Annotated in this window: 16 protein-coding genes; 7 read left to right on the plus strand and 9 right to left on the minus strand. The window is 34.9% G+C overall.

Going from position 1 to position 22,446, the window contains the following annotated elements; all coding sequences use genetic code 11:
• Nucleotides 1–14 precede the first annotated feature (14 nt).
• From ACW9XA_RS01830 to ACW9XA_RS01840, 3 genes are read right to left on the minus strand one after another with little or no spacing between them, the layout of a single operon-like run.
• Nucleotides 15–3,806 (minus strand): DNA-directed RNA polymerase subunit A', encoded by a 3,792-nt coding sequence (locus tag ACW9XA_RS01830; RefSeq protein WP_457762727.1) that lies wholly within the window; start codon nt 3,804–3,806, stop codon nt 15–17.
• A gap of 1 nt (nt 3,807) precedes the next feature.
• Nucleotides 3,808–7,155 carry a DNA-directed RNA polymerase subunit B gene (locus ACW9XA_RS01835; protein WP_457762728.1) on the minus strand — a complete coding sequence of 1,116 codons (3,348 nt, stop codon included), beginning with the start codon at nt 7,153–7,155 and terminating at the stop codon, nt 3,808–3,810.
• A complete protein-coding gene (locus ACW9XA_RS01840) occupies nt 7,156–7,407 on the minus strand; it encodes a DNA-directed RNA polymerase subunit H (protein ID WP_179361222.1) in 252 nt (83 codons plus the stop codon).
• Between the two features lie 177 nt (nt 7,408–7,584).
• On the opposite strand from ACW9XA_RS01840, the gene ACW9XA_RS01845 reads away from it, so the two are divergent.
• The 4 genes from ACW9XA_RS01845 (at nt 7,585) to ACW9XA_RS01860 (ending at nt 11,196) form a co-directional block, all read left to right on the plus strand.
• A complete protein-coding gene (locus tag ACW9XA_RS01845) occupies nt 7,585–8,412 on the plus strand; it encodes a PEFG-CTERM sorting domain-containing protein (protein ID WP_457762729.1) in 828 nt (275 codons plus the stop codon).
• Between the two features lie 108 nt (nt 8,413–8,520).
• A complete protein-coding gene (locus tag ACW9XA_RS01850) occupies nt 8,521–9,384 on the plus strand; it encodes a PEFG-CTERM sorting domain-containing protein (protein ID WP_457762730.1) in 864 nt (287 codons plus the stop codon).
• Between the two features lie 122 nt (nt 9,385–9,506).
• Nucleotides 9,507–10,322, plus strand: a complete 816-nt coding sequence (locus ACW9XA_RS01855) for a PEFG-CTERM sorting domain-containing protein (protein WP_457762856.1) — start codon at nt 9,507–9,509, stop codon at nt 10,320–10,322.
• Between the two features lie 73 nt (nt 10,323–10,395).
• Nucleotides 10,396–11,196: a PEFG-CTERM sorting domain-containing protein gene (locus ACW9XA_RS01860; RefSeq protein ID WP_457762731.1), complete on the plus strand. Its 801-nt coding sequence runs from the start codon at nt 10,396–10,398 to the stop codon at nt 11,194–11,196.
• Here ACW9XA_RS01860 and ACW9XA_RS01865 read toward each other — a convergent pair.
• Genes ACW9XA_RS01865 through larC form a run of 3 tightly spaced genes read right to left on the minus strand, consistent with a single transcriptional unit; the run spans nt 11,193 to nt 14,378 of the window.
• Nucleotides 11,193–12,362 (minus strand): cysteine desulfurase family protein, encoded by a 1,170-nt coding sequence (locus tag ACW9XA_RS01865; protein ID WP_457762732.1) that lies wholly within the window; start codon nt 12,360–12,362, stop codon nt 11,193–11,195. The two genes, ACW9XA_RS01860 and ACW9XA_RS01865, sit on opposite strands and share 4 nt — an antisense overlap.
• The gene (gene larE / locus ACW9XA_RS01870) at nt 12,359–13,156 is read right to left on the minus strand and encodes an ATP-dependent sacrificial sulfur transferase LarE (protein WP_457762733.1); all 798 of its coding nucleotides are present in this window, start codon (nt 13,154–13,156) and stop codon (nt 12,359–12,361) included. The genes ACW9XA_RS01865 and larE overlap by 4 nt, the downstream gene beginning before the upstream one ends.
• On the minus strand, nt 13,143–14,378 hold the full coding sequence (gene larC / locus ACW9XA_RS01875) for a nickel pincer cofactor biosynthesis protein LarC (protein WP_457762734.1): 1,236 nt from the start codon (nt 14,376–14,378) through the stop codon (nt 13,143–13,145). The genes larE and larC overlap by 14 nt, the downstream gene beginning before the upstream one ends.
• An 89-nt stretch (nt 14,379–14,467) precedes the next feature.
• Here larC and ACW9XA_RS01880 point away from each other — a divergent pair, with 89 nt between their 5' ends.
• From ACW9XA_RS01880 to ACW9XA_RS01890, 3 genes are read left to right on the plus strand one after another with little or no spacing between them, the layout of a single operon-like run.
• Nucleotides 14,468–15,382 carry a malate dehydrogenase gene (locus ACW9XA_RS01880; protein ID WP_457762735.1) on the plus strand — a complete coding sequence of 305 codons (915 nt, stop codon included), beginning with the start codon at nt 14,468–14,470 and terminating at the stop codon, nt 15,380–15,382.
• 33 nt (nt 15,383–15,415) lie between these two features.
• Nucleotides 15,416–16,213, plus strand: a complete 798-nt coding sequence (gene larB, locus ACW9XA_RS01885) for a nickel pincer cofactor biosynthesis protein LarB (RefSeq protein WP_457762736.1) — start codon at nt 15,416–15,418, stop codon at nt 16,211–16,213.
• 46 nt (nt 16,214–16,259) lie between these two features.
• Nucleotides 16,260–17,840 (plus strand): B12-binding domain-containing radical SAM protein, encoded by a 1,581-nt coding sequence (locus ACW9XA_RS01890; RefSeq protein WP_457762737.1) that lies wholly within the window; start codon nt 16,260–16,262, stop codon nt 17,838–17,840.
• On the opposite strand, the gene ACW9XA_RS01895 is transcribed toward ACW9XA_RS01890, so the two are convergent.
• From ACW9XA_RS01895 to ACW9XA_RS01905, 3 genes are read right to left on the minus strand one after another with little or no spacing between them, the layout of a single operon-like run.
• The gene (locus tag ACW9XA_RS01895; RefSeq protein WP_457762738.1) at nt 17,835–18,158 is read right to left on the minus strand and encodes a hypothetical protein; all 324 of its coding nucleotides are present in this window, start codon (nt 18,156–18,158) and stop codon (nt 17,835–17,837) included. The genes ACW9XA_RS01890 and ACW9XA_RS01895 overlap by 6 nt on opposite strands.
• Before the next feature lie 47 nt (nt 18,159–18,205).
• Complete coding sequence (locus ACW9XA_RS01900) at nt 18,206–19,180, minus strand: CFI-box-CTERM domain-containing protein (RefSeq protein WP_457762857.1); 975 nt, start codon at nt 19,178–19,180, stop codon at nt 18,206–18,208.
• Between the two features lie 54 nt (nt 19,181–19,234).
• Nucleotides 19,235–22,393 (minus strand): peptidase, encoded by a 3,159-nt coding sequence (locus ACW9XA_RS01905; protein ID WP_457762858.1) that lies wholly within the window; start codon nt 22,391–22,393, stop codon nt 19,235–19,237.
• Between the last annotated feature and the right edge of the window lie 53 nt (nt 22,394–22,446).

Consider the following 22,446-nt stretch of genomic DNA (forward strand, 5'->3'; position numbering starts at 1 on the left):
TCTATCACTTGTTTCTATTTTTTCTTGCTGACTTGCATGTACAAGTCAACAGTGCCACTGCCAATTGGAATGTTGCTACCAACAATTACGTTTTCAGTGATGCCTTTGAGTTGTTCAACTTCACCACCAAGTGCAGCATGTGCAATTGTTGGAACAGTAATTTCAAATGCTGCTCTTGCAAGAACACTATCTTTAGTTCCAGCAATTCCGTGTCTACCAATTTGTTGCATGTAACCTCTAGAACACATCAAATCAGATACTAACATGATGTATCTATTATCGACTTCTAATCCTTGGTCACCCAAAGTATGATTGAGTTCATCGATTAATGAATTTCGAGCAGCTTCAATACCTAATGTTCCTGCAATTTCAAAGACATTGTTTGTTCGGACATTCTTCTTATCAATTCCCTTTACTTCCAATACTTTGGCGATGTTAGAACCAGTTGTCTGGATTACCCAATCATCATCCTTTTGAACTAATGTAACTCGCTCAATATCAGGAACTCCTTTAACAGTAGTATTGAGAACTTTATTTCTAATTGCAATAGCAGTTGCAGTATCAGCCTCATCAACTAAATTCAAAGTGATTAGTTCTCCTGTAACTTCCATCTTGAATTTTTTATTTGATGAGAGTGCTGCTTCCACTTCTGCAACAGAGCATCCTCTTTCTTGGAGTCTATTTGGACTCAAGATTAATTTGATATTTGTAGAATAGTCAGTCTCGGTATTAGCAATCAATGCACTGACTTTGGTTTGTAACACATTTCTGGCTACTTCAATTGCTTTTTCTCTAGATTTCTTTGATTCATTATCAAGGTAAATATCCATAGTTGGAGTCACAGGTTTCTTTCTTGCATCAACAAGTTCAATCAATCTTGGAAGACCCAGTGTAACGTTTCTTTCTTTAATTCCTGCAAAGTGGAATGTTCTCAAAGTCATCTGAGTACCTGGCTCACCAATTGATTGTGCAGTGACAATTCCTACTGCTTGACCAGGTTCAACTTTGGCTTTGTTGTATAATGAAAGACCCTTTTTACAGACAGCTTCAACACCGTCTTTACTTAGATTTGATTTGTGTAAAGCATCAGTTACAAGTTCAGTTAATCTTGGATTAAATGTCTTGGTGTATTTCTTGGCAAGAACGTCAATTTCATCTTTAGTTGCTTTCTTTCCAGAATCAACGATAGTTTGTGATTCAGCCAGTCTACTTGCATTAAATGCCTCACCATGATCACTTTTCTGGACATCAATACCATCCTCACCATATAGGAATTGAACAATATGTCCATGTGGATCTCTCACTGTTCCATCATATTCTAATCGGATATGTTCTAAAGCGTTAATCAATCTACGTTGCATGTAACCACTCTGTTGTGTTCTAACTGCAGTATCCACAAGGCCTTCACGACCTCCCATTGCATGGAAGAAGAATTCTAATGCAGTAAGACCTGTTCTATAATTTGATTTTACAAATCCATGTGCGTCTGGATTGCTGTCATGTTCTTGATAATGTGTTAAAGCTCGATTACTGTAACCGTCATTCATTCTATTACCTCTTCTTGATTGTTGTCCTAATGCACCTGCCATTTGACCTACGTTAAGTGCTGAACCTCTGGCACCAGTGGTAGCCATAATTTTTCCAGCGTTATTATCATCTAAGGAATCATTAGCAGTATCTCCTGCTTTTACCCTGGCTTTACCTAGTTCATTAACAATGTAAGCCTCTAGTGCCTCTTCAGCCTTCATACCTCTAGTAAGTTTGAGAGTTCCTTTCTTGTATTGATCAGTCAAATCAGCTACAATGTCATATGTTTCTTGAATGTCTTCTAGAATTTTTGTCACATTCTTTTCAGGAACTTCAAGATCACCATATCCATAACTAAAACCATAGTGAGTGATGAATTGTTTTACCATAATGAGAATAGAGTTTAAGAAGTTCTTGCCAACTGCATTGCCATAGTCTTTGGTAATTCTATGCAAGATACTTTCTGGTTCTTCAGCGCCGATTGAAGTTTTGTCAATTACACCACTAATGAGTTCACCATTTTTAATTACAACATCTTTTTCTGGACCTTTTGTTCCCTTGGACCATTTTGATGTAAGAACATAGTTGAAATCTTTTGGAAGGAATAATGAGAATAGTTGTTTTCCTGTATATGCAGGTCCGTCTTTTGTTTTAGTTGCAGGTTTAGGAAGTGCATCTGTGTAACCTCCAAGCATTGCATAGTTTGAAAATTCTTGAATAGACAGAGTGGTATCATCTTTAGTTAGAAGGTATGCACCAGTTACAAAGTCTCTTAGTGCCCCGATAATTGGACCACCGTATCTTGGAGAAATCAATTGATCTTGAACTCTCATCAAGAGAATTGCTTCTGCTCTTGCTTCCTCACTTTGAGGAACATGAAGATTCATTTCATCACCATCAAAGTCTGCGTTGTATGGTGGACAGACAGAAGGATGTAATCTGAAAGTCTTACCAGGAAGTACTCTAACATAGTGAGCCATAATAGACATTTGGTGAAGTGATGGTTGTCTGTTGAACATTACAATGTCGCCATCTGCAAGATGTCTTTCAATAAGATAGCCAATCTCCAGAGTTTCTGCAATTGTAGAACGGTCTTCTACGAAATCTAATCTGATCTTTACACCGTCTGGTCTGACAATATAGTTTACACCTGGGAATTTCTCAGGTCCGTTAATTACGAGTTTTCTCATTCTTTCAATATTCCACTCTGTAACAATTTCAGGAATTGTTAGCTTCATGGCTACTTGTTCAGGAACTCCAACTTCAGACAAATCCAGGTTAGGATCTGGTGAAATAACAGTTCTACTTGAAAAGTCAACTCTCTTTCCAGAAAGTGAACCTCTGAATCTTCCCTCTTTTCCTTTAAGTCTTTGAGTCAATGTTTTGAGAGGACGTCCAGAACGATGATGAGCTTGTGGAATTCCAGATACCTCATTATCGAAATATGTTGTAGAGTGATACTGTAACAAATCAACTAGGTCTTGTACAATTAGTGGAGGTGTTCCTGCTTCCTTACTTTCTTTTAGTCTTTGATTAACTCTGATGATATCTACCATTTTGTGTGTCAAGTCATCTTCAGATCTAATTCCAGTTTCAAGAATGATTGAAGGTCTAACAGTTACAGGTGGTACAGGTAATGCTTGAAGAATAAACCACTCAGGTCTTGCAGTAATTGGATCATAAGATAATAGTTCTAAATCTTCATCAATAATTTGTGAAAATCTTTCTCTAATTGTAATTGGTAATAATCTGTGTTCACCGATTTCAGTTTTCTCTACAAAGATAGTTGGTTTTGTAAATACTAGTTCATATTGTGTTTTTCCACAATGAGGACATTCTTTTGCTTTTTTTGCTTTTTCGATAATTTGTTCTGGAATGCGTTTTTGTGAAACTACAGTGTAAGCAGCATGTTTGTCTTTGATTTTTTTGAATGCATTTAGATCATCTTGAGGGACTTTTAGTCTTGCACAAGAACGACATGTTGATTGTAATAGTTTGTAGATATTATCAATAAATGCAATGTGTAAAATTGGCTCTGCAAGTTCAATATGCCCAAAGTGTCCAGGACATCTTGCAGCAGTATTTCCACATGTTAGACATTTTTGTCCAGGCTCAAGTGTTCCTAATCTTCCATCCATAAGACCGCCTTGAACTGGCATTCCGTCTTCATCATATGTTTCAGGAGCAGTGATTTCAGCTACAGAGTATTTTCTGATTTCGGTTGGAGACCATACAGAGAAACGAATTCCATCAATTGCTTTAATTGCTTGAACAGACATTCTAGATTTTCTCCTTGATTAACAATCTGGGTGCAACATTAAGACTTTGCATTTCCTGTAATAGTAATTTGAATGCATAAGCTACAGATACAGAAGATACTTTGGCCTTGTCGCCACAGACTCTGCAGACGTATTTTCTTTGTTTAACATCATGATATGCAACCAGTCCACATCTCTCACAGACAAAAATATCAGATTTATCAGATTCATCTAGCAATCTATCTTTAAGAATCATAGAAGCACCATAAGCAATCAAACAATCTCGTTCCATTTCACCAAATCTTAAACCACCACCTCTTGCTCTTCCTTCAGTTGGTTGTTTAGTCAACATCTGAACTTGTCCACGAGCTCTTGCATGGATTTTGTCTGCAACCATGTGATGTAGTTTTTGATAATATACAACTCCAATGAAAACTTCTACTGGGAATGATTTACCAGTTCTTCCATCATACATTATTTCTTTACCAGAATATTCAAAACCATGTGCATCCATTACTTCCTTGACTTCAGGCATTTTCTCACCAACAAATGCAGAACCATCAAATCTTTTTCCACGTAATGCTGCAGCTTTACCACAGATAGATTCCATCATCATTCCAACAGTCATTCTTGAAGGGAATGCATGAGGATTAATCAAAACATCGGGAGACATTCCATTTGCAGTGTATGGTAAATCTTCTGCTTTAGCTAAAATTCCTAACACACCTTTTTGTCCATGTCTTGATGCAAATTTGTCACCAATTTCAGGAATTCTCATATCTCTTGCTCTAATCTTGTACATTTTTCCACCTTCATTTGATTGAGTCATAACTACGGTGTCAATTACTCCGGCTTCTGATGGTCTTACACCAACTGAAGTATCTCGTCTGTATGGACCAGAAGATTCGAATTCTCTATACTCTTCCATAAATCTTGGAGGACTTGTTTTTCCAATCAAAATATCGCCACCTTTAACTGGAGATTCGGATGCAACTACACCATCATCTTCAAGTAATCTGTATGCACGTTCTCCTTTGTATCCTCGGATATTATCTTCGGCATTTGGAATTTCAAATGTATCACGCATTCCACCAGGATATTGTTTTGCTTCAGCATCATAAATTCTAAAGAAGAAAGTTCTACCAAGACCTCTATCAACTGAGGCTTTGCTCAGTACAATGGCATCTTCAATGTTGTAACCATCAAATGGCAATACTGCAACAATACAGTTCTGACCTGCGGGTCTATCTTCTAATCCTAAAAGCTTCATTGCTTTTGTATTGACAATTGGGACTTGAGGATATAGCATAAAGTGTTGTCTAACGTATGTACTAGTATTCATCATAGGTGTTGAAAATCCTAAACTTTGTTTTGCCATTGCAGATTCGTATGTATTTCTTGGAGATTGATTATGTTCAGGATATGGAATGATAGAAGCTCCTGCCCCAAGAATTGCTGGTGGGAATACTTCCAAGTGAGTATGTTTCTTTGCATCTTTTTCATCCAAAGTAACATAGCAGTTTTCTTCTTCATTTGCGTCAATCATTTCCAAGACACCCATTCTCAAAAGGTCAGTCCAAGAAAGTAATTTCTTTGAAATTTTATCTAACAACTCTGCAGTTAGCAATGGCTTGTTATCTTTGATAATAATTAGTGGACGTAAAACTCGACCGGCGTTACAATTTACATATAATCTTCTTGTAGAGCCTTCGATTTCAGATTTGTGAAATGAAATCCCAACGTGTGGATGAATTTTTGAGTTTCTTCTTAGTTCTCTTAAAGACAATGCTAATTCTTCACCGTCTTTGTAATATCCAATTAAGCGACCATCAACAAATATTCTGGTTCCATCTTTCTTCAAATCTTCTTTTGCATCAAAGAAATGAACAGTTCCAAGATCATAGAGTTTTTCTACAATTTCTTCAGATGGCACATTTACCGAGATGATTCCAGATAATGCTAAGTTTTTGACCAAACCACAGTTTGAGCCTTCAGGTGTTTCACTTGGGCAAATTCTTCCAAAGTGAGTTGCATGCAAATCTCTTGCTTCAAAGTTTGGTTGAGTTCTACTTAGCGGAGATTGGATTCTTCTTAGATGACTAATTGTTGAAAGATAGTTTGTTCTGTCAAGGAGTTGAGTAACACCTACTCTGCCTCTACCCCAGTTTCCTGTAGCAATTGCATTGTTAAGTTTATCAGTAATAATTCCAGGGCGGATTGCTGCAGCGACTGCATTAATTCCACGTTTTTGACCTGAACGCTCTAGTTGGTATTTCATATCTCTGACCAAATTTCTAAATGCAGTTCTGAATAAATCAGCCAACATTTGCCCTGCAAATTTGATGACTTTGTTTCCATAATGATCTTTATCATCAGGAGTAATCCAACCAAGTTTTAGTTCTAATAATTTACAAGCAGCTTCACCCAAGAATTGTGCTTTTTCTTTTCTGTTTTCAGGATGTTTGCCCAAGTGTGGTAAGAGTCCCCAATCAAGTAATGTCTCAGCACGTTTTATCTGGAATTCTTCTAACATTCCAGGGGCAATTCTTTTACTGATATAGACAATAGCATCTTTTGAAGTAGGTACATCGCCTGCTTTTTCAAAAGAGCCTTCAAGTTCATCTTGAATATCATCTACTAGAGAAACTACAGATGCGATTTCTCTATCTGATTCTAATCCAAGTGCCCTCATCAATGTAACAACAGGAATATCAACTGGAGAACCAGGAATTCGGGCAACTATCAATCCATCATTTTTCATGACAAGTTCTAATTTTGCACGATAACCAACAATGGAAGAATAGACTTTAGCTTTGAAAACAATGTTACCGCCCACAGTTTCTCTATCGACAATAATTTTGTTGTAAGAAAGATCTTCTAGTCCAACAATAACACGTTCTGAACCATTGATGATAAAGTATCCACCAGGATCATTTGGATCTTCACCATGTTCAATTAATTTTTGAGAAGAAAAATTATGTAAAATACATGCATTTGATTTTGCCATTACTGGTACATCCCCAATATGGACAAATCTAGATTCTAAAATTTTTCCATCTTCCACAACACTTGCCTCCATCATCACTGGTGCAGAATAAGAAACATTTCTCAATCTTGCCTCAGCTGGAGTAATGTGTGTGATTGAACCATCAAGCTCCATCATTCTTGGTTGTTGTAATTTTACTTTACCTAGTTGAATCTTGTAAGGATATTCAGCATTTTCAATATCGATTTGTCCAACCTCATTAATGATACTTTGAAGTCCTCTTTCTAAGAATTCATCAAATGAGTTTAGATGTTGACGTGCAATACCTTCACGTTTCAAAATATCTTGAATTACTGGCCAACGTTTGGTTGAAGGATCTGCCATCTAGATTTCCACCACGTATCGATAATAGAGACTTTCACCAGCAGTTGGACTTTTTCGAGTTATCTTGATCATATCTCCAGGTTTTACACCAAGTCCTAAAATTGCAGGATCGTTTACAAAGATTAATGGTAATTCAGTTGGTTTACAATTATATTTTTTTAAAACTTCTTCAGCTTCTTGTTTGGTAATGATTTCATGTTTTGGAACATAAACATGATCAGGGACTAGTACTTGATTTTTCTTAGTTGCCATTTAGAAACCCCCACGACGAACATTACATGTAACAGTAAATAATACACACAAACTGTCAAAAATTCACGCTCGGGTTAATATATATGTAATTTGAAATTTGCCAAAAATCAGTCTTTTTTCTATTTAGTCAACAAATTTTTTCACAACCTTAAATAGTCCAAATTCAGGCGTAAAACTATGAAAGCTCATCTAGCAGTGTTTGCCTTATCTGCAATCTTGGTTGCAAGTATTGGCATGGCACCAGCATTTGGACAAATACAAAGCTCGATTGTTGTTACTACAGACAAATCTTCCTATTCAGAAGGTGAAACTATTCTAGTAACAGGAGAAGTGAAAGATCTGTATTCTGGAACCCCAGTAAGTTTGATTGTTAAGAATGATAATGCAATTGTCGCTCTTGCTCAATTAACTGTAGGTGCTGATAAAAAATTCAGTACTGAAATTACTGCTGGAGGAACAATGAGAACAGCTGGAACTTATACAATTGAAGTAACATATGGAACCCAAAATCGCGTAGCTACAACATCATTTGAATTTGGAGGATCTACAGGTACACCAATTCAGAAACCTTCCAAAGTAACCGCAACAACAGTTGCAATTGAAGGCACTGATCATTTGATTGGATATAAAATCACAGGTGGAAAACTACTTAGTATTATGCCTGATGTGGATGCAAATTCATTGATTGTATCTATAGATGCTACAAGTGACGGATCGCTTACCTTGACAATCCCTAGATCTGTCTTGGATGCAACAATTAATGGTGAAGATGATGACTTTTTCGTCTTAATTGACGGAGAAGAAGTAGACTTTGAAGAGACTACATCATCAAAAGACAGAACGATCACCATAGCATTCCCAGCAGGCGCCGAAGAGATTGAAATAATCGGTACCTATGTGATTCCAGAATTTGGTACAATAGCAGCTATGATTCTAGCAGTAGCAATTATCTCAATAATTGCAATATCTGCAAAATCAAGACTTAGTATTATTCCAAGATACTAAATTTCATCTTTTTTCTATTTTTAAAGAATTAGCTAACTCATATGGGTTAGAACACAAAATTTTATTTTTGAATATACATAAATAGCAATAATGTTGGGTGGAAATAGGATGAATTTTAAACGTTCTACAACATCAATGGCAATAGCCCTTATGGCACTGTCATTAGTTTCAATGACCTCTATTCAGCAAGATGCTTTTGCTCAAACTCAAGGAATGTCAATTACAGCTACAGCCGATAAAGGCTCAGATACAATTACTGTAACAGGCCAAACAGTTTCAAAAATTAGTGATGTTACATTTACAGTGACATCCCCAAGTGGAAGCAACGTTGTTGCAATTGATCAAATATCACCAGACAACAATGGTAATTTTGTGAAAGTATTCAAAGTAGGACCAACATGGACTGAAAATGGATTTTACAAGATCAAAGCAATGCAAGGCATAGGAGCAAATTCATTGTACACTTTGAATGTATTTGTTGAAGTAGCAGATGGTATGACTAAAAGAACTTCTGTAACTGAATCTAATTTAGAGACAGGGATTTTCACACCAAACACAACAAATGTTGCAAAAGACAGAGGACTTTTCCTTGATAAAATAATTATCGAGAATGGTTCTACAATGTTTGAGGTTACAGGAAATACAGATAGAGTAAGTCAAGACATCACATTGAAGGTAATTGCACCAAATGGAAATGTGGTTAAAGTGACTCAAATATCACCAATGCTTGATGGAGAGTTTGCTGCTAAAATTACAGTAGGCGGACCATTATGGAAACAAGATGGTTTTTACACTGTGAAAGTACAACAATTTGACGATCCAAAATATACTGCTTCAACTGAAGTAGATATCAAAGATGGAGTTGTAGTACCAGAATTTGGTACAATAGCAGCTATGATTCTAGCAGTAGCAATTATCTCAATAATTGCAATATCTGCAAAATCAAGACTTAGCATTATACCAAGATACTAAGTTCACAATTTTTTTCTCTTTTTAAATATACATAAATAGAGACGGGTCCAAATCGCAACAAGATGAACAACCGTACGACGTTCGCACTACTAGCCTTAATGACTGCAGTCGGTACACTAACTATGTCAACAGCATATGCCGCAGGAGACATTCCTGAAGCATGTGTAGGATGTTCCATGGAAGATGCTAGAACAACAGCAAGCAAAATGCTGCAAAAAGCAATTCCAGTATCTGTTTGGACAGACAAAACAGAATATGGTCATAGCGACATGATTATGGTAAAAGGCCAAGTAGCAAATACATCTGGATTTCCAGTCACAATTACTGTGATTAGTCCTCTAAACTCCATTATTACAGTAGACCAGATCACTGTAGCAGAAGATGGTACTTTTGAGACAATACTAAACACAGGAGGTGCAATGTGGAAATACGACGGTACCTACACCATTAAAGCAAACTATGGCAGTGCAGAAAAAAGCAATAGTGCCAAGATTGAAATAAGTGGTGGAGTTGCATACAATACACCAACAACAACAGACAAGAAATGTGCTGTTAATCAGTTATCTGCAAGTGGTCAATGTATACCATTTAGCATTTCAGGTGGAGTTGTAACAAGTGCAATGATCAATACAAATGATAATTCAATTGTCATTGAAATTGACGCCAAGAATGATGGAACATTAACAATAACCCCATCAACAGAAGTCCAAAAAGGTATATTCATGGTACTAGTGGATGGACAAGAATGGGATGATGTTGAAATTGTTGCAAACAAAGTAACAGTCAAGTTCCTAGCAGGCGCTGAAACAATTGAAATAATCGGTACCTATGTGATTCCAGAATTTGGTACAATAGCAGCTATGATTCTAGCAGTAGCAATTATCTCAATAATTGCAATATCTGCAAAATCAAGACTGAGCATTATACCAAGATACTAAAAGTCACACAACTTTTTTCATTTTTTCATTTTTTAATAGTAAAGGAAATATACAAACGAGTATTTTGAAATTCGTGGATTTAAGAATTTGTTATGGATTAATTGTTTTATTGATAATTTCTACAGGTACAGCATTTGCACAAGAGTCATTGATTTCAATTCAAACAGATGATAATAATTATGATGAAGGAGATGCAATTGTAGTTTCAGGAAAGGTAAGTACAGTCATTGGTGAAACACCAATAATATTACAATTATTTAATCAAGGCAATTTGATAGATATTGCACAGCTTACAGTGGCACAAGATGGAAGTTTCACAAAAACATTCCTAGCAGAAGGAAAATTATGGAAAAAAACTGGAGACTATACAATCATAGCATCATATCAAGAGCATCAAATTGAAACTGGATTTTCATATACTTCAAAATCAGAAGCTGTTGCAATAACAGAACCTTATGAAGTAGATGCAGGAAGTCATGGAACATTTGATGTGAAATATACCATAAAAGGAGGTACAGTTAAAAAAATGGTTGTCGATTCAAATATTTTTGCAGTAATAGTACAAATTGATGCTACAGATGAAGGATCAATAACATTAGATCTTCCAAGAGAATTCATAGGGGCAGAAAAACAAGATGGCAAGGACGATACTTTCATTATTTTGATTGATGGTATAGAAGTACCTTATCAAGAACCAGCTGTCCATTCAGAATCCAGAGTGATAACAATTGAATTTGAACAGGGAGATTCAGATATTGAGATTATTGGAACCTATGTTGTGCCAGAATTTGGAACAGTTGTGATGATGATTTTAGTTGTAGGAATTATGATGACTATTTTATTTGCTAGAAACAGATTTCAAATCAACATCTAGTCTTTTGAAACAAAAGAATATTTTTCTTTGAAGGGGGAAAATGATCTTAGTTCTTGAACAATTTTTTTCAGAGAGGTTACTGTCTGTTCAATTTCTTTTTCATCATTGAATATACCAACAGTTAATCTTAGAGATCCGGTGATTTGTTCATGTGAAAAACCCATTGCCTGTAAAACATGTGAAGCTCTTTGAGTGTTTACAGAACATGCAGAACCAGTGGAAGCCGCAATTCCATATTCGTCAAGTTTAATGATGAGATCTTCACCATTAACACCAAGAAATGTAAAATGGGCATTAGTTGGCAATCTAAAGTGAGGATCACCATTGAGAGTCACTTCAGGGATTTCATGTAGTACCTTATCAATTAGTAAATCTCTGAGTTTTTTCACATACAATATGTTTTCATCTAAATTATTTTTTGCAATTTCACATGCTTTGCCAAACCCTACAATATTTGCAACATTTTCAGTTCCAGAGCGCAATCCATGTTCCTGACCACCACCTAAAATTATGGGATCTATTTTTATACCATTTTTTATGTATAGTGCACCAATTCCTTTTGGTCCGTGAAGTTTATGAGAAGAAATAGACAGTAAATCTATGCCTAATTCTTTGACATCAATGGGGACTTTTCCAACTGCCTGAACAGCATCTGAATGAAATGGGATTTTTCTTTCATGGCATATTTTAGCAATTTCGGAAATTTTTTGGACAGTACCAACTTCATTATTTCCAAACATTATTGAAACAAGGCAAGTGTTATCAGATAGATTATTTTTTAATTCAGAAGGATCAATTGTCCCAAATTTATCAACAGGAAGGTAATCAACAATTAATCCATTTTTTTCTAGTTGCTTGCAGGGCTCCAAAATAGCATCATGTTCAATTGATGATGTGACAATATGATTGTAAGAATTATTCATAGATATGCCCCTTAGAACAGCATTATTGGATTCAGTGCCTCCAGAGGTAAACAAAATTTCAGAAGGATCTGCATTGATTAGCAATGCAATTTGTTTTCTAGCTTTTTCAATTGCTTTACGAGCCATTCTTCCATATCTATGAATTGAAGATGCATTACCATATTGCTCTTTAAGATATGGCAACATGGAATTTAAAACATCTTCATGGATTTGAGTTGATGCAGCATTGTCCAGATAAATCAATCTGCAATCACATTAATTTTTCCCGGTTTATATCCTTCTTGATCAATTTCAACAAAATCAAACCCAATCATCTTTAATTTCTCAGTTAGTTGTTTTAGGATGATCTCATCAAATCTAGATATCATTTGTTTCTCTACTTCAATTTTTGCAGAACCATTTATGTCACGTACTCTAACTTGTTTTATGCCAGTAAGTTGTTTGACGATAGTTTCTCCAAGCTCAATTCGAATTAATTTTTCTGCAGTAACTCTTTGTCCCCAAGGAATTCTTGATGCCAGACATGAATTTGATGGTTTATCAAATACAGACAATCCTATCATCCTTGCAGTTTCTCTAATGTTTGATTTTGTAAAATTTGTCTCGACAAGAGGACTTCGAATTCCATTTTGTTTTAATGCTTTAATTCCAGGCCTAAAATCACCTAAATCATCAATATTTGTCCCATCTACAATCACATCAACATTATGTTCATTTGCCAATTTGATTAAATGATCACCTAATTCCATCCTACAATGAAAACATCGATTAGAATCATTTTTTATAAAATCATCATTTTCAAGTTCATTGTAATCCAAAAGGAGTTGTTGTATTCCAATTTCTGAGCAAATTTGCTTGGCAGTATCAAGTTCTTCTGCAGATAATGTTTTGTAATCAGCAGTCACAGCAATTGCTGATTTTCCGAGTTTTTGAAATGCAGCATATGCAACTAATGCACTGTCAACTCCACCTGAGAGGGCGATCATTACTTTATTTTTATCCCCAAACCAATTTTCAAGATTTTCAAGATTTGTCATTATTAATCTCCAATTTTTCAATTTCTTTTCTTATCAATGCTTCAGTTTCTTTAATTGGCTTATCAATAATATTAGAAATTTTCTTTAGATCATCAAATTCAATTTTAAAATTAATTTTTCCCTTGAATAAAGATTTTTTATAATTTATTTGAAAAGTGTGGCCGTTCAAAAATAAAGAAACATCATAATTCATTCTAGGAACTATGAATCTATTTGAATCAGAAATTCTAATTCCAAGAGTTCCAGTTTCCAAAACAAGGGTATCAACTATTTCATCAAGAGTGTCATTACTACAAATTACAGATACCAGATTTGTTGGTCTTCCTTTCTTTGTAATCCCACTGTAAATAGAGACATCTAGTGCTCCTTTAGTCATGATTTTCTCAATTAGATTTCCCAATATTTCTCCTGAAACATCATCTACATTTGTTTCAAGTATTTTTACAGAGTCAATTTCAAGATTATTTTCAGAGCCTCTAATAATTTTTAGAGCATTTGAAAAATTTTCAAAGTCTTTTTGCCCTGCTCCATACCCAATGGAGGTTACTTTCATTGGAGGGTAATATTTTACAGACTCATGGGCCAAATTTACTAAAATGCAGGCCCCTGTAGGGGTTGTGAGTTCATCATTTGCGTCATTTCCTTTAATTATCAAGTTAGAATTTTTAAAAATCTCCAATATAGCACTAGCAGGATTTGACATAGTTCCATGGGAAAATGATACAGAGCCTCCACCAACTGAAACAGGCAAACAAAGAATTTTTTCATCAAATAACCCTAAATCTTCTAAAGCAATTGTGATTCCGATTATGTCTACCAAAGTGTCAATACTTGATGCCTCATGAAAATGAACTGATTCTTCAGGAATTCCATGAATTTTAGATTCTGATGAGATCAAAGTATCAATGCAGGATTTAGCAAAAGAAGATGCTTTTTCAGAAAGACGAATTTGTTTTGAAGAATTTATTATTGCAGATTTAATTTCAGAACCCTTTCTTTCATGAACATCTTCATTAATTTCTAAAATTAGTTGTAACGATTCAATTCCATGTTTTTGAATTTTTTTAAAATCAATTTTTTTTATTGTGGAGCCTGAGAGGAATTTTTCAGATTCTCTTATTCCATTTATGATTTTATCCTTGTCAGCTCCTAAATCTACCAATGAGCATAGAAGCATATCACCAGATATGCCAGCAATTTGCGGATCTATTACAACAACCATAATTCAAAAATATCAAAAATGCTTATAAATTCGACTAATATTTCAAGAATTTCATTAGATTTAATTATTCAAAATTTACATCAATTTTCATGATTACTATTATCGGTTCAGGCAAAGTAGGCGGAGATGCTGCATTATTTTCAGCATTAAAACGATTAGATGATCAAATATTATTGCTAGATGTAGCAGAAGGACTTCCTCAAGGCGAAGCAATGGATATCAACCATATGTTATCAGAGCAAGGAATCGATGTTGAAGTGAAAGGATCAAATAATTTTGAAGATATGAAAGGATCAAATGTCGTAGTTGTAGTGGCAGGTTCTGGAAGAAAACCAGGGATGACTAGAATGGATCTTTTGAAAATTAATGCAACAATTGTAAAAAGTGTGGTTGAAAATGTAAAAAAATATGCAGATGACTCTATGATTATTCCAGTAACTAATCCACTTGATCCAATGGCTTACATTACTTACAAAGTATCAGGATTTGACAGAAGCAGAGTGTTTGGAATGGGAGGAATGCTTGATTTATCAAGATTTAGACAATTCATTCATGAAGCAACAGGTCATTCTCGAGATTCTATCAGAGCATTAGTAATTGGAGAACATGGGGAAAACATGTTGCCATTGCCAAGATTTTCATCAGTATCAGGAATTCCATTATCATCTTTTCTTCCAAAAGAAAAACTAGACGAATTAATTGTCAATACAAAACAAGTAGCTGCCAAGGTCATCGAGTTAAAAGGCGCCACAGTTCATGCTCCAGGAAATGCAATTTCTGCAATCATAGAATCTGTTGTAAGAGATAGAAAACAAGTCATCCCAGTTGCAACATATCTTGATGGAGAATATGGTCATTCAGATGTAACAATAGGAGTTCCAGCAATAATAGGCAAAAGAGGAGTTGAGAAAATCATAGAGTTGGATCTAAATGATGAAGAAAAACAAGCATTTGATAAAGCAGTTGATAACGTAAAAAGTGCCATCTCAGGTATTGAGATCTAAGCCTTTTTTTATACTAACAAATAAAACCCATCATTGGAAATTCATGAAATTTTAGAATCAGTAAAAGAAGGAAAAATTTCAGTAAATAATGCAAAAAAATTATTGTCACTTTATTCAATTGAAGAAGTAGAAGGATTTGTAAAAATAGACATCAACAGAAGAAAAAGAAGAGGCATTCCAGAAGTAGTTTTTGCAGAAACAAAGGAATTAGATGAGATTAAAAAAATTATTAAAAAAACTCTAGAAAAAACAAATTCAGTAATAGTATCTAGAATTAAGAAAGAAGACTATCCAAAAATTTTAGCATTTGTAAAGAGATTAAAAGTTAAAGTGAAAACAGGAAAAAATTCATCATCATTACTACTCTTTAAAAAACCAATTAAATTCCACGGAGGAAAAGTTGGAATAATGACTGCAGGTACTTCAGATATTGGAGTAGCAGAAGAATCAAGATTAATGTGCGAGGCGATGAATTGTAAATGCATTACAAGTTATGATGTAGGAGTTGCCGGAATCCAAAGAGTTTTTCCAATTTTAAAAAAAATGATTAACGAAGATGTAGATTGCATCATAGTTGCAGCAGGAATGGAAGGTGCTTTAGCTACTCTAGTATCCACCCTAGTAGACATTCCAATCATAGGAATTCCAACGTCAGTAGGGTATGGATATGGTGAAAAAGGGATTGCAGCACTTGCATCAATGCTTCAGAGTTGTTCATTAGGACTATCTGTTGTGAATATAGACAACGGAATAGCTGCAGGAGGGATTGCAGCAAACATTGCAAACAGAGCAATTAGAAAAAATAATTCAAGACAGAATTTTCAAGACTAGCATATCTCGTAAATCATATATAAGATACATAAAGGAAGTTTGGTAGTTGGCTGGCAAACGTGTTGTTCTTACTGCTGATCGTAGTTTAATGACAAATTATCGAGGAAATTTCCTTTATGGGTTTATTGCATGTGGACCATATGAGGTTCTGCCTGAATGGGTTTTTGATAAAGTATTTTGTCCCTCTGTAGAAACTGATCCAATCACAGGTGAAGTAAAAGTTGCTCAAGTAGGACTAAGAAGAATTGAAAGTTCTTTGATCCAGGGAGGATATAAAAGAGAAGATGTGTTTATGGCCCATCCAGAAATGCTTCAAAAATCAATTGGGCCAGATACTAAAGTAGTTGGAATCAATGTAATGGATCCATTAGGTATGGCACCAGTTACAACAACAATGTCTCCAGAAAAATTATCCTATGTTGCAATGAAATTTAAAAAAATGTGTGCAAGCATAATTCAACTCAAAAAGAAATATGATTTCAAAGTTGTCGTGGGAGGAAACGGTGCTTGGGAATTAGCTAAATCAGATAGAATGAAAATCCATGGGATTGATACAGTTGTCGTGGGAGAAGCTGATGAGTTAGCAGTAGACTTGTTTCAAGATTTAGAAAAAAATGATGCGCCAGAACTAATGCATTGTTTTGTAAGAAATCTTGAGAACATTCCAGTAATTGAAGGTCCTACAATTAATTCCCTAATTGAAGCAATGCGTGGTTGTGGAAGAGGGTGTGACTTTTGTGATGTGAATAAAAGATCAAAAAAAGATCTTCCACTGGAGAGATTACAGCATGAGGCAAAGACTAATTTAGATTATGGATTTGATTCAGTTTGGTTACATTCAGATGAAATGTTGCTCTATGGATGTGACAATAGAGACTTTGTTCCAAACAGAGACGCCATAGTTGATTTATGGAAAGGACTCAAAGGATTGGGTGCAAACTTTATCGGTACAACACATATGACATTTTCTGCAGTAGCAGCAGATCCATTATTGATGCAGCAGATTTCACATGTTAACGAACAAGATAAAACTGGAAGATGGCTTGCAACTAATCTAGGAATAGAAACAGTTGCGCCAGACATGGTAAAAAAACACCTAGGTGTTAAAACAAAACCATTTGCACCTGAGGAGTGGGGAAGCGTGGTACGAGAAGGTGCAAAAATTCTAAATGAGAACCACTGGTTCCCAGCTGCAACAATTATCATTGGATGGCCTGATGAAACGCCTGATGATATTCAATATACTATAGATATGATGAGTGATTTTAGAGAAATGGACTTTAGAGGTTTGGTTGCACCATTGCTTTACCAAGACTTCAGTGAAAAGAATTCTATGCACTTTGGAAACCTGAATGAAGCACAATTTACACTATTTTGGAAATGTTGGGAGAATAACTTACGTGTAATTAATGACATCATTCCAATTATTCTTAGAAACAAGACATATGGTCCTCCAATGAAAGTATTCATGTATGGAATTCTCAAAGCTGGTACTTGGGCAATTATGAGATATCTCAGAGGGCTCTGCAAAGATCTATTCAATGGAAGAACACCAGATGAAATTATTGGTAAATACGCCAGAAGTAGATCAGTATCGGCACCTAAAATTCAAACAAAGAAATTATAGATTTTCAATTGCAATATCAGCTATAGTATTTCGTTTTGGAGTTATAGAGATAAAGTAAACTTTGTCTGCTCTCTCAACACTTTCAACTTTTTTGAAAGATTTTGATGAGACATCAAATTCATAAATTCCTGGCTCAAGTGAACCTTTTACATAAAGCATAAGATATGTTTCTCCAGTTGAAGGACTCAGCGGAATAAAAGACATCACAAACCCTTTGTAAGAATTAATAGGCATTGTATTTTTCATCGGAGGGGCAGCAGATGCCATATACATTAGAAGATCTTCAATTGTTTCAAATTCTTCATATTCGATATGCATGAATTATCACAAGTGTTTCAATATAATAACTTAGAGTGGAAAATAGATTACTTTCTAGATTTGATATGCTTGTGAACTTTGAATCCAATCAATGCAGGAGCTGCAATATACATTCCCAAGTTTAATGCAATTACAGAAATTCCCAGTCCTAAAACTTCAACTTCAGAGCCATTATCAGCTAATGTCATTATAGACAATGTTGAGATCATTGGAGTGATGAATGCACGTACTGCTTCTTGGAACATTGGATTTTCTCTTTCCATATCAGCAATGGTTGGTGAGAATGAATAGTATAATTGGTTGAATCCAGTCATGAAAGCAATTCCAGATGAAGTACTCATTACAGTGTTATCTCTAATTTCTCTAAGGAATTGAACTTGTGGTGCTAATTCAGTTCCATATGCTGCAGTTGCAATTAAACAACCGCCACCATCTGGTTCTTCAGTTTTAATTACTTGACAAATTCCATTTACTAATTCAGTACCAGCCCCACATGTTGGTTCTGGTTCTGGTGTTGGTTCTGGTGTTGGTTCAGGTTCTGGTGTTGGTTCAGGTTCAGGTGTTGGTTTTGGTTCAGGTGTTGGTTCAGGTGATACGTCAGGTTCTGGCTGACCAGAGATAACTTCTTCCCCACCAACATAATTTACTGAAACTTCTGAACTATCTGCGCCATAATTAAATTCAATAGTATAATCACCATTTAATTTCCAAAGAGGACCACCCACAACAATACTTTTTGAAAAAGTACCATCAGAATTTGGAGTTAATTGTCCAATTCTTACGATGTTATTGTCGGGAGATTTTACAATAAAAGTAAGTCCTTTTCCATCTGAAGAATCATAATCTTTGACATTACCAGATATTTTTACAGTTGAGCCATTTGCAACAATGTCCAAATCAGTAGATATTGGCAATGCAGGATTTGGATCACTAGTTGCAAAAGCAGCCCCACTGACACCGTAAGACAAAATTGAAATTGATAATAGAGCAAATGCTAAGAACCCAGTTAGCCTCATTTTCATTTTTTTCATGATTTGAGAGTATTTATATTTTCAACGAAACAAAAATTGACCAGATCATATTCTTATGATACCTTTTTTAATCAAGTATTGAATTGATTTAACATAGTCTTCGTCAGAGATTTGATTATTTACCCACCATTTTGCATTATTTTTGATCCAATCAGGGATTTTAGGATTAGAGACAGAAGAGTCTGGCTTGGTGATGAATCCATTATCAATAAAGTATTCAATTCCGTCAATAAATTCAGAATCAGAGGCATTATCAGAAGACCAAGATTGAGCATTATTTTTGATCCAATCAGGGATTTTAGGATTAGAGACGGTAAATGAAATTTCTTTTACAAAGGATTCATTATAAAATAAATTAATTTTGTAAACACCAGACAAAGAATGTTCATTGATTGAAATCATAGATTTGTAGCTACCATTATTGGACAGTGTCGCAGCAAAATTTTGTGTATGCCCATCAGGAGTGGTTATGATTACTTTAAGAGGAATTCCTCTTTTATGATTATCAATACTTCCAGAAAGAATAATTTCTTCAACTTTTCCGGAAATAGGTTTTACAATATCATATACGCTAAGTTTGGAAGAACTTTGAAATGAAGTTGATCTGTCTCTTAATGAACTGAAAATATTGGGATTGCCAGAACTATCTCTTGAATCATAATATTTTGCATCAAGACTCCCACCTGCAGTAGAAATCAACTTGGTTCCAGATTTGTCACAAATTTGAGAAGGCATTTTGAACACACCTTCAAAAATTCCTGTGTTTGGTCCAGTTTCAATTAATGAGAATCCAGTAGAAGCTAAACCACCATGCTCAATCCCATTTATTGTACAACGTTTGTAGCGAATATCTTTAAGTTTAATTTCTAATAAAATTTCTCCATCTTTTCCCACTGTATCCACATTAGAAGAATTTGGATCATTGATAACATGATAGCTTTCTATTGTATCACTTTTTAGATTAAGATCAGAGTCTTTTAGAGTTAGAGTAACTGGTTGTCCAAATCTAAAAGTTGTAGACGATGTTGAAACAACACCAGAATTTGTAGCAATATCAGATTTTGTAGAAGTTGTAGTTGATACACCAACTTCATCCAAATCAGAGTAAGATATTGCAACTCCATTTTCATCAATCAATCTATTTGTTACAATGATTTTAATTTCGTCATCAATGGTTTGTATAGTTTGAATGAAATTGGGATCTTTTATGTTTAGTTGATTTGTAACAGCGTATTCAAAAGTACCTTCAAAAGTGGAAGAGTTATCCAAAGTTTCTTCCAACTCAAAACGATAAATTGCATTGTTTATGCTTTTATCATTTTTTAATCCAAAAGAAAAAAGATCAAATACGATTGGCTGTTGGTTTATTTCATTAGAGATAAACACCACACCAGAATCGTCATTAGAAGAATCAAAATCAATTACAAGATACACAGTACCGCTTTTATTCGAGATATCTGCCACATCAGAATCATCAATTTGTATAAATCCATTTGATGATGAAATATCACCGGCGTCAACTATAGTAACAGATGATCCAGTAAGAGTTCCAAAATAAAGAGAAAAAGATGTATCTGTAAAATCAGTAATGCCTAAATCATTTTCAATGGATCTTAAGTCATAATTAATCCAATTTGTTCCAACAATGTCAGATTTAGAAACATCAAGTAAAGAAGATGCTAAAGTTGAAGTAGAAATCCCCAAATTTATAGAAATGATTTCATAAGAACCATTAGATACATTTGAAGTATCAATATGGAGTCGGTCAGAATTAGAATCAGGTACAGAAGAATTTGCAGTATCACCTGTAGGTAAAGATGATGTATGAAATAGAACATTTTGAGCATTTTCAAGAGTTACAGGATTTCCAATCGTTATTGAAGGGATGAGTGCAGTTGCACGATAAACATCTAGATGATCTCTTGAGCCAGAGTTTATGTTTTGATCAGGATCAACAAGAACTACAGGATATTTAGTTCCAGGTTTTAATGATTGAGAGCCATCACCAATAGTCAAAATAGGATCATCAAATGAAACATTAGCTGATGAAGAACCAGTGAGGACAGAAATAGATTTTTTATTATAGGTTATAGAACCTGCTTGACCTCGCGGAGCATCATTTAGAATGCCTAAAACAGATTGATCACTGTTATCTCCAGTATCAAATATACCAGAATTTGGATTATCTTCAACCAGAGTAATAATTTCTGAATATGTCACAAGTCCATTAGATACACTAGTATTAGGTTGTTCATTATTAGACTGTAATTCAAGAACAGAGTTTTTGTTTATAGAGAGTTTTCCATTATCCTCAAAACCAATTTTTGATAGATATGGAACCAAGTCTACTAAACCAGAACCACCATTAGCAGAATTAGAGCCAGAACCATCATATGCTTGATAAAAAACAGATGGAGTAGAACCTACGTCAAAAGTCCAAGAATCTTCATCAGTAGGATCTTGATTTAATTGAAAATCATTTACTGACAAAAAAACTTCAGCATTTTTAGGATAAAGAGATCTATCAATATTCATGGAGACGTTTGGAATATCATCGTACTCTAGTAGAACTTTCTGTGATTGACCAGCAGGATTGTATTGAATTGTAACATCATCAAATGAAAATAATTGAATTAATGGCCATGCATTAGAATCTATTCCTATTTGTCCAGAAGGTACATTCGAATTTGTGTTGACTGACTTTGCATGCCTAACAACATTATTCCAAATTGCACCAGATGGAGAACCAGTACATGGTGTAAATGGAGAATTGCCATTAGTAGAACTAGAAGTAGAACGTGGAACTGCAAATCCATCAGTTTCTGAAAGAGAAATTCCAATTACAGAGGAAGGCGTATTTCTACTACAGAAAACTCCAAAATCCAATCCTTCACCATTTTTACCTACTGTGGAATCAGCTTCCTTGGCTTTGTCAACATTGGCAAAATATGCATACCAACTACCGTCAGTTGCTTGAACCATTCGTAATGATTTCCCATTAATAGTAACATCAGGCTCACCTTTCCCTTCGCCAGTATCACTCAGATTAGGATCAATTACTACCACTTCAATTACCATAGAGCCAGAAAAATGATTTTCAAATTGTGAATTTTCAGCAGAAACAAACAGATTCGGATTACTTGATGCATCAACCTCAACAATTGGAATTAATGATATGATTGAAAGAAGAGTAAATAGGCTCAGATATTTTGCATTCCACACATTCGTAAGGCAGGATTTAATGACAAATAATGTTG

The sequence above is a fragment of the Candidatus Nitrosopumilus sp. bin_6a genome (genome assembly GCF_054095695.1).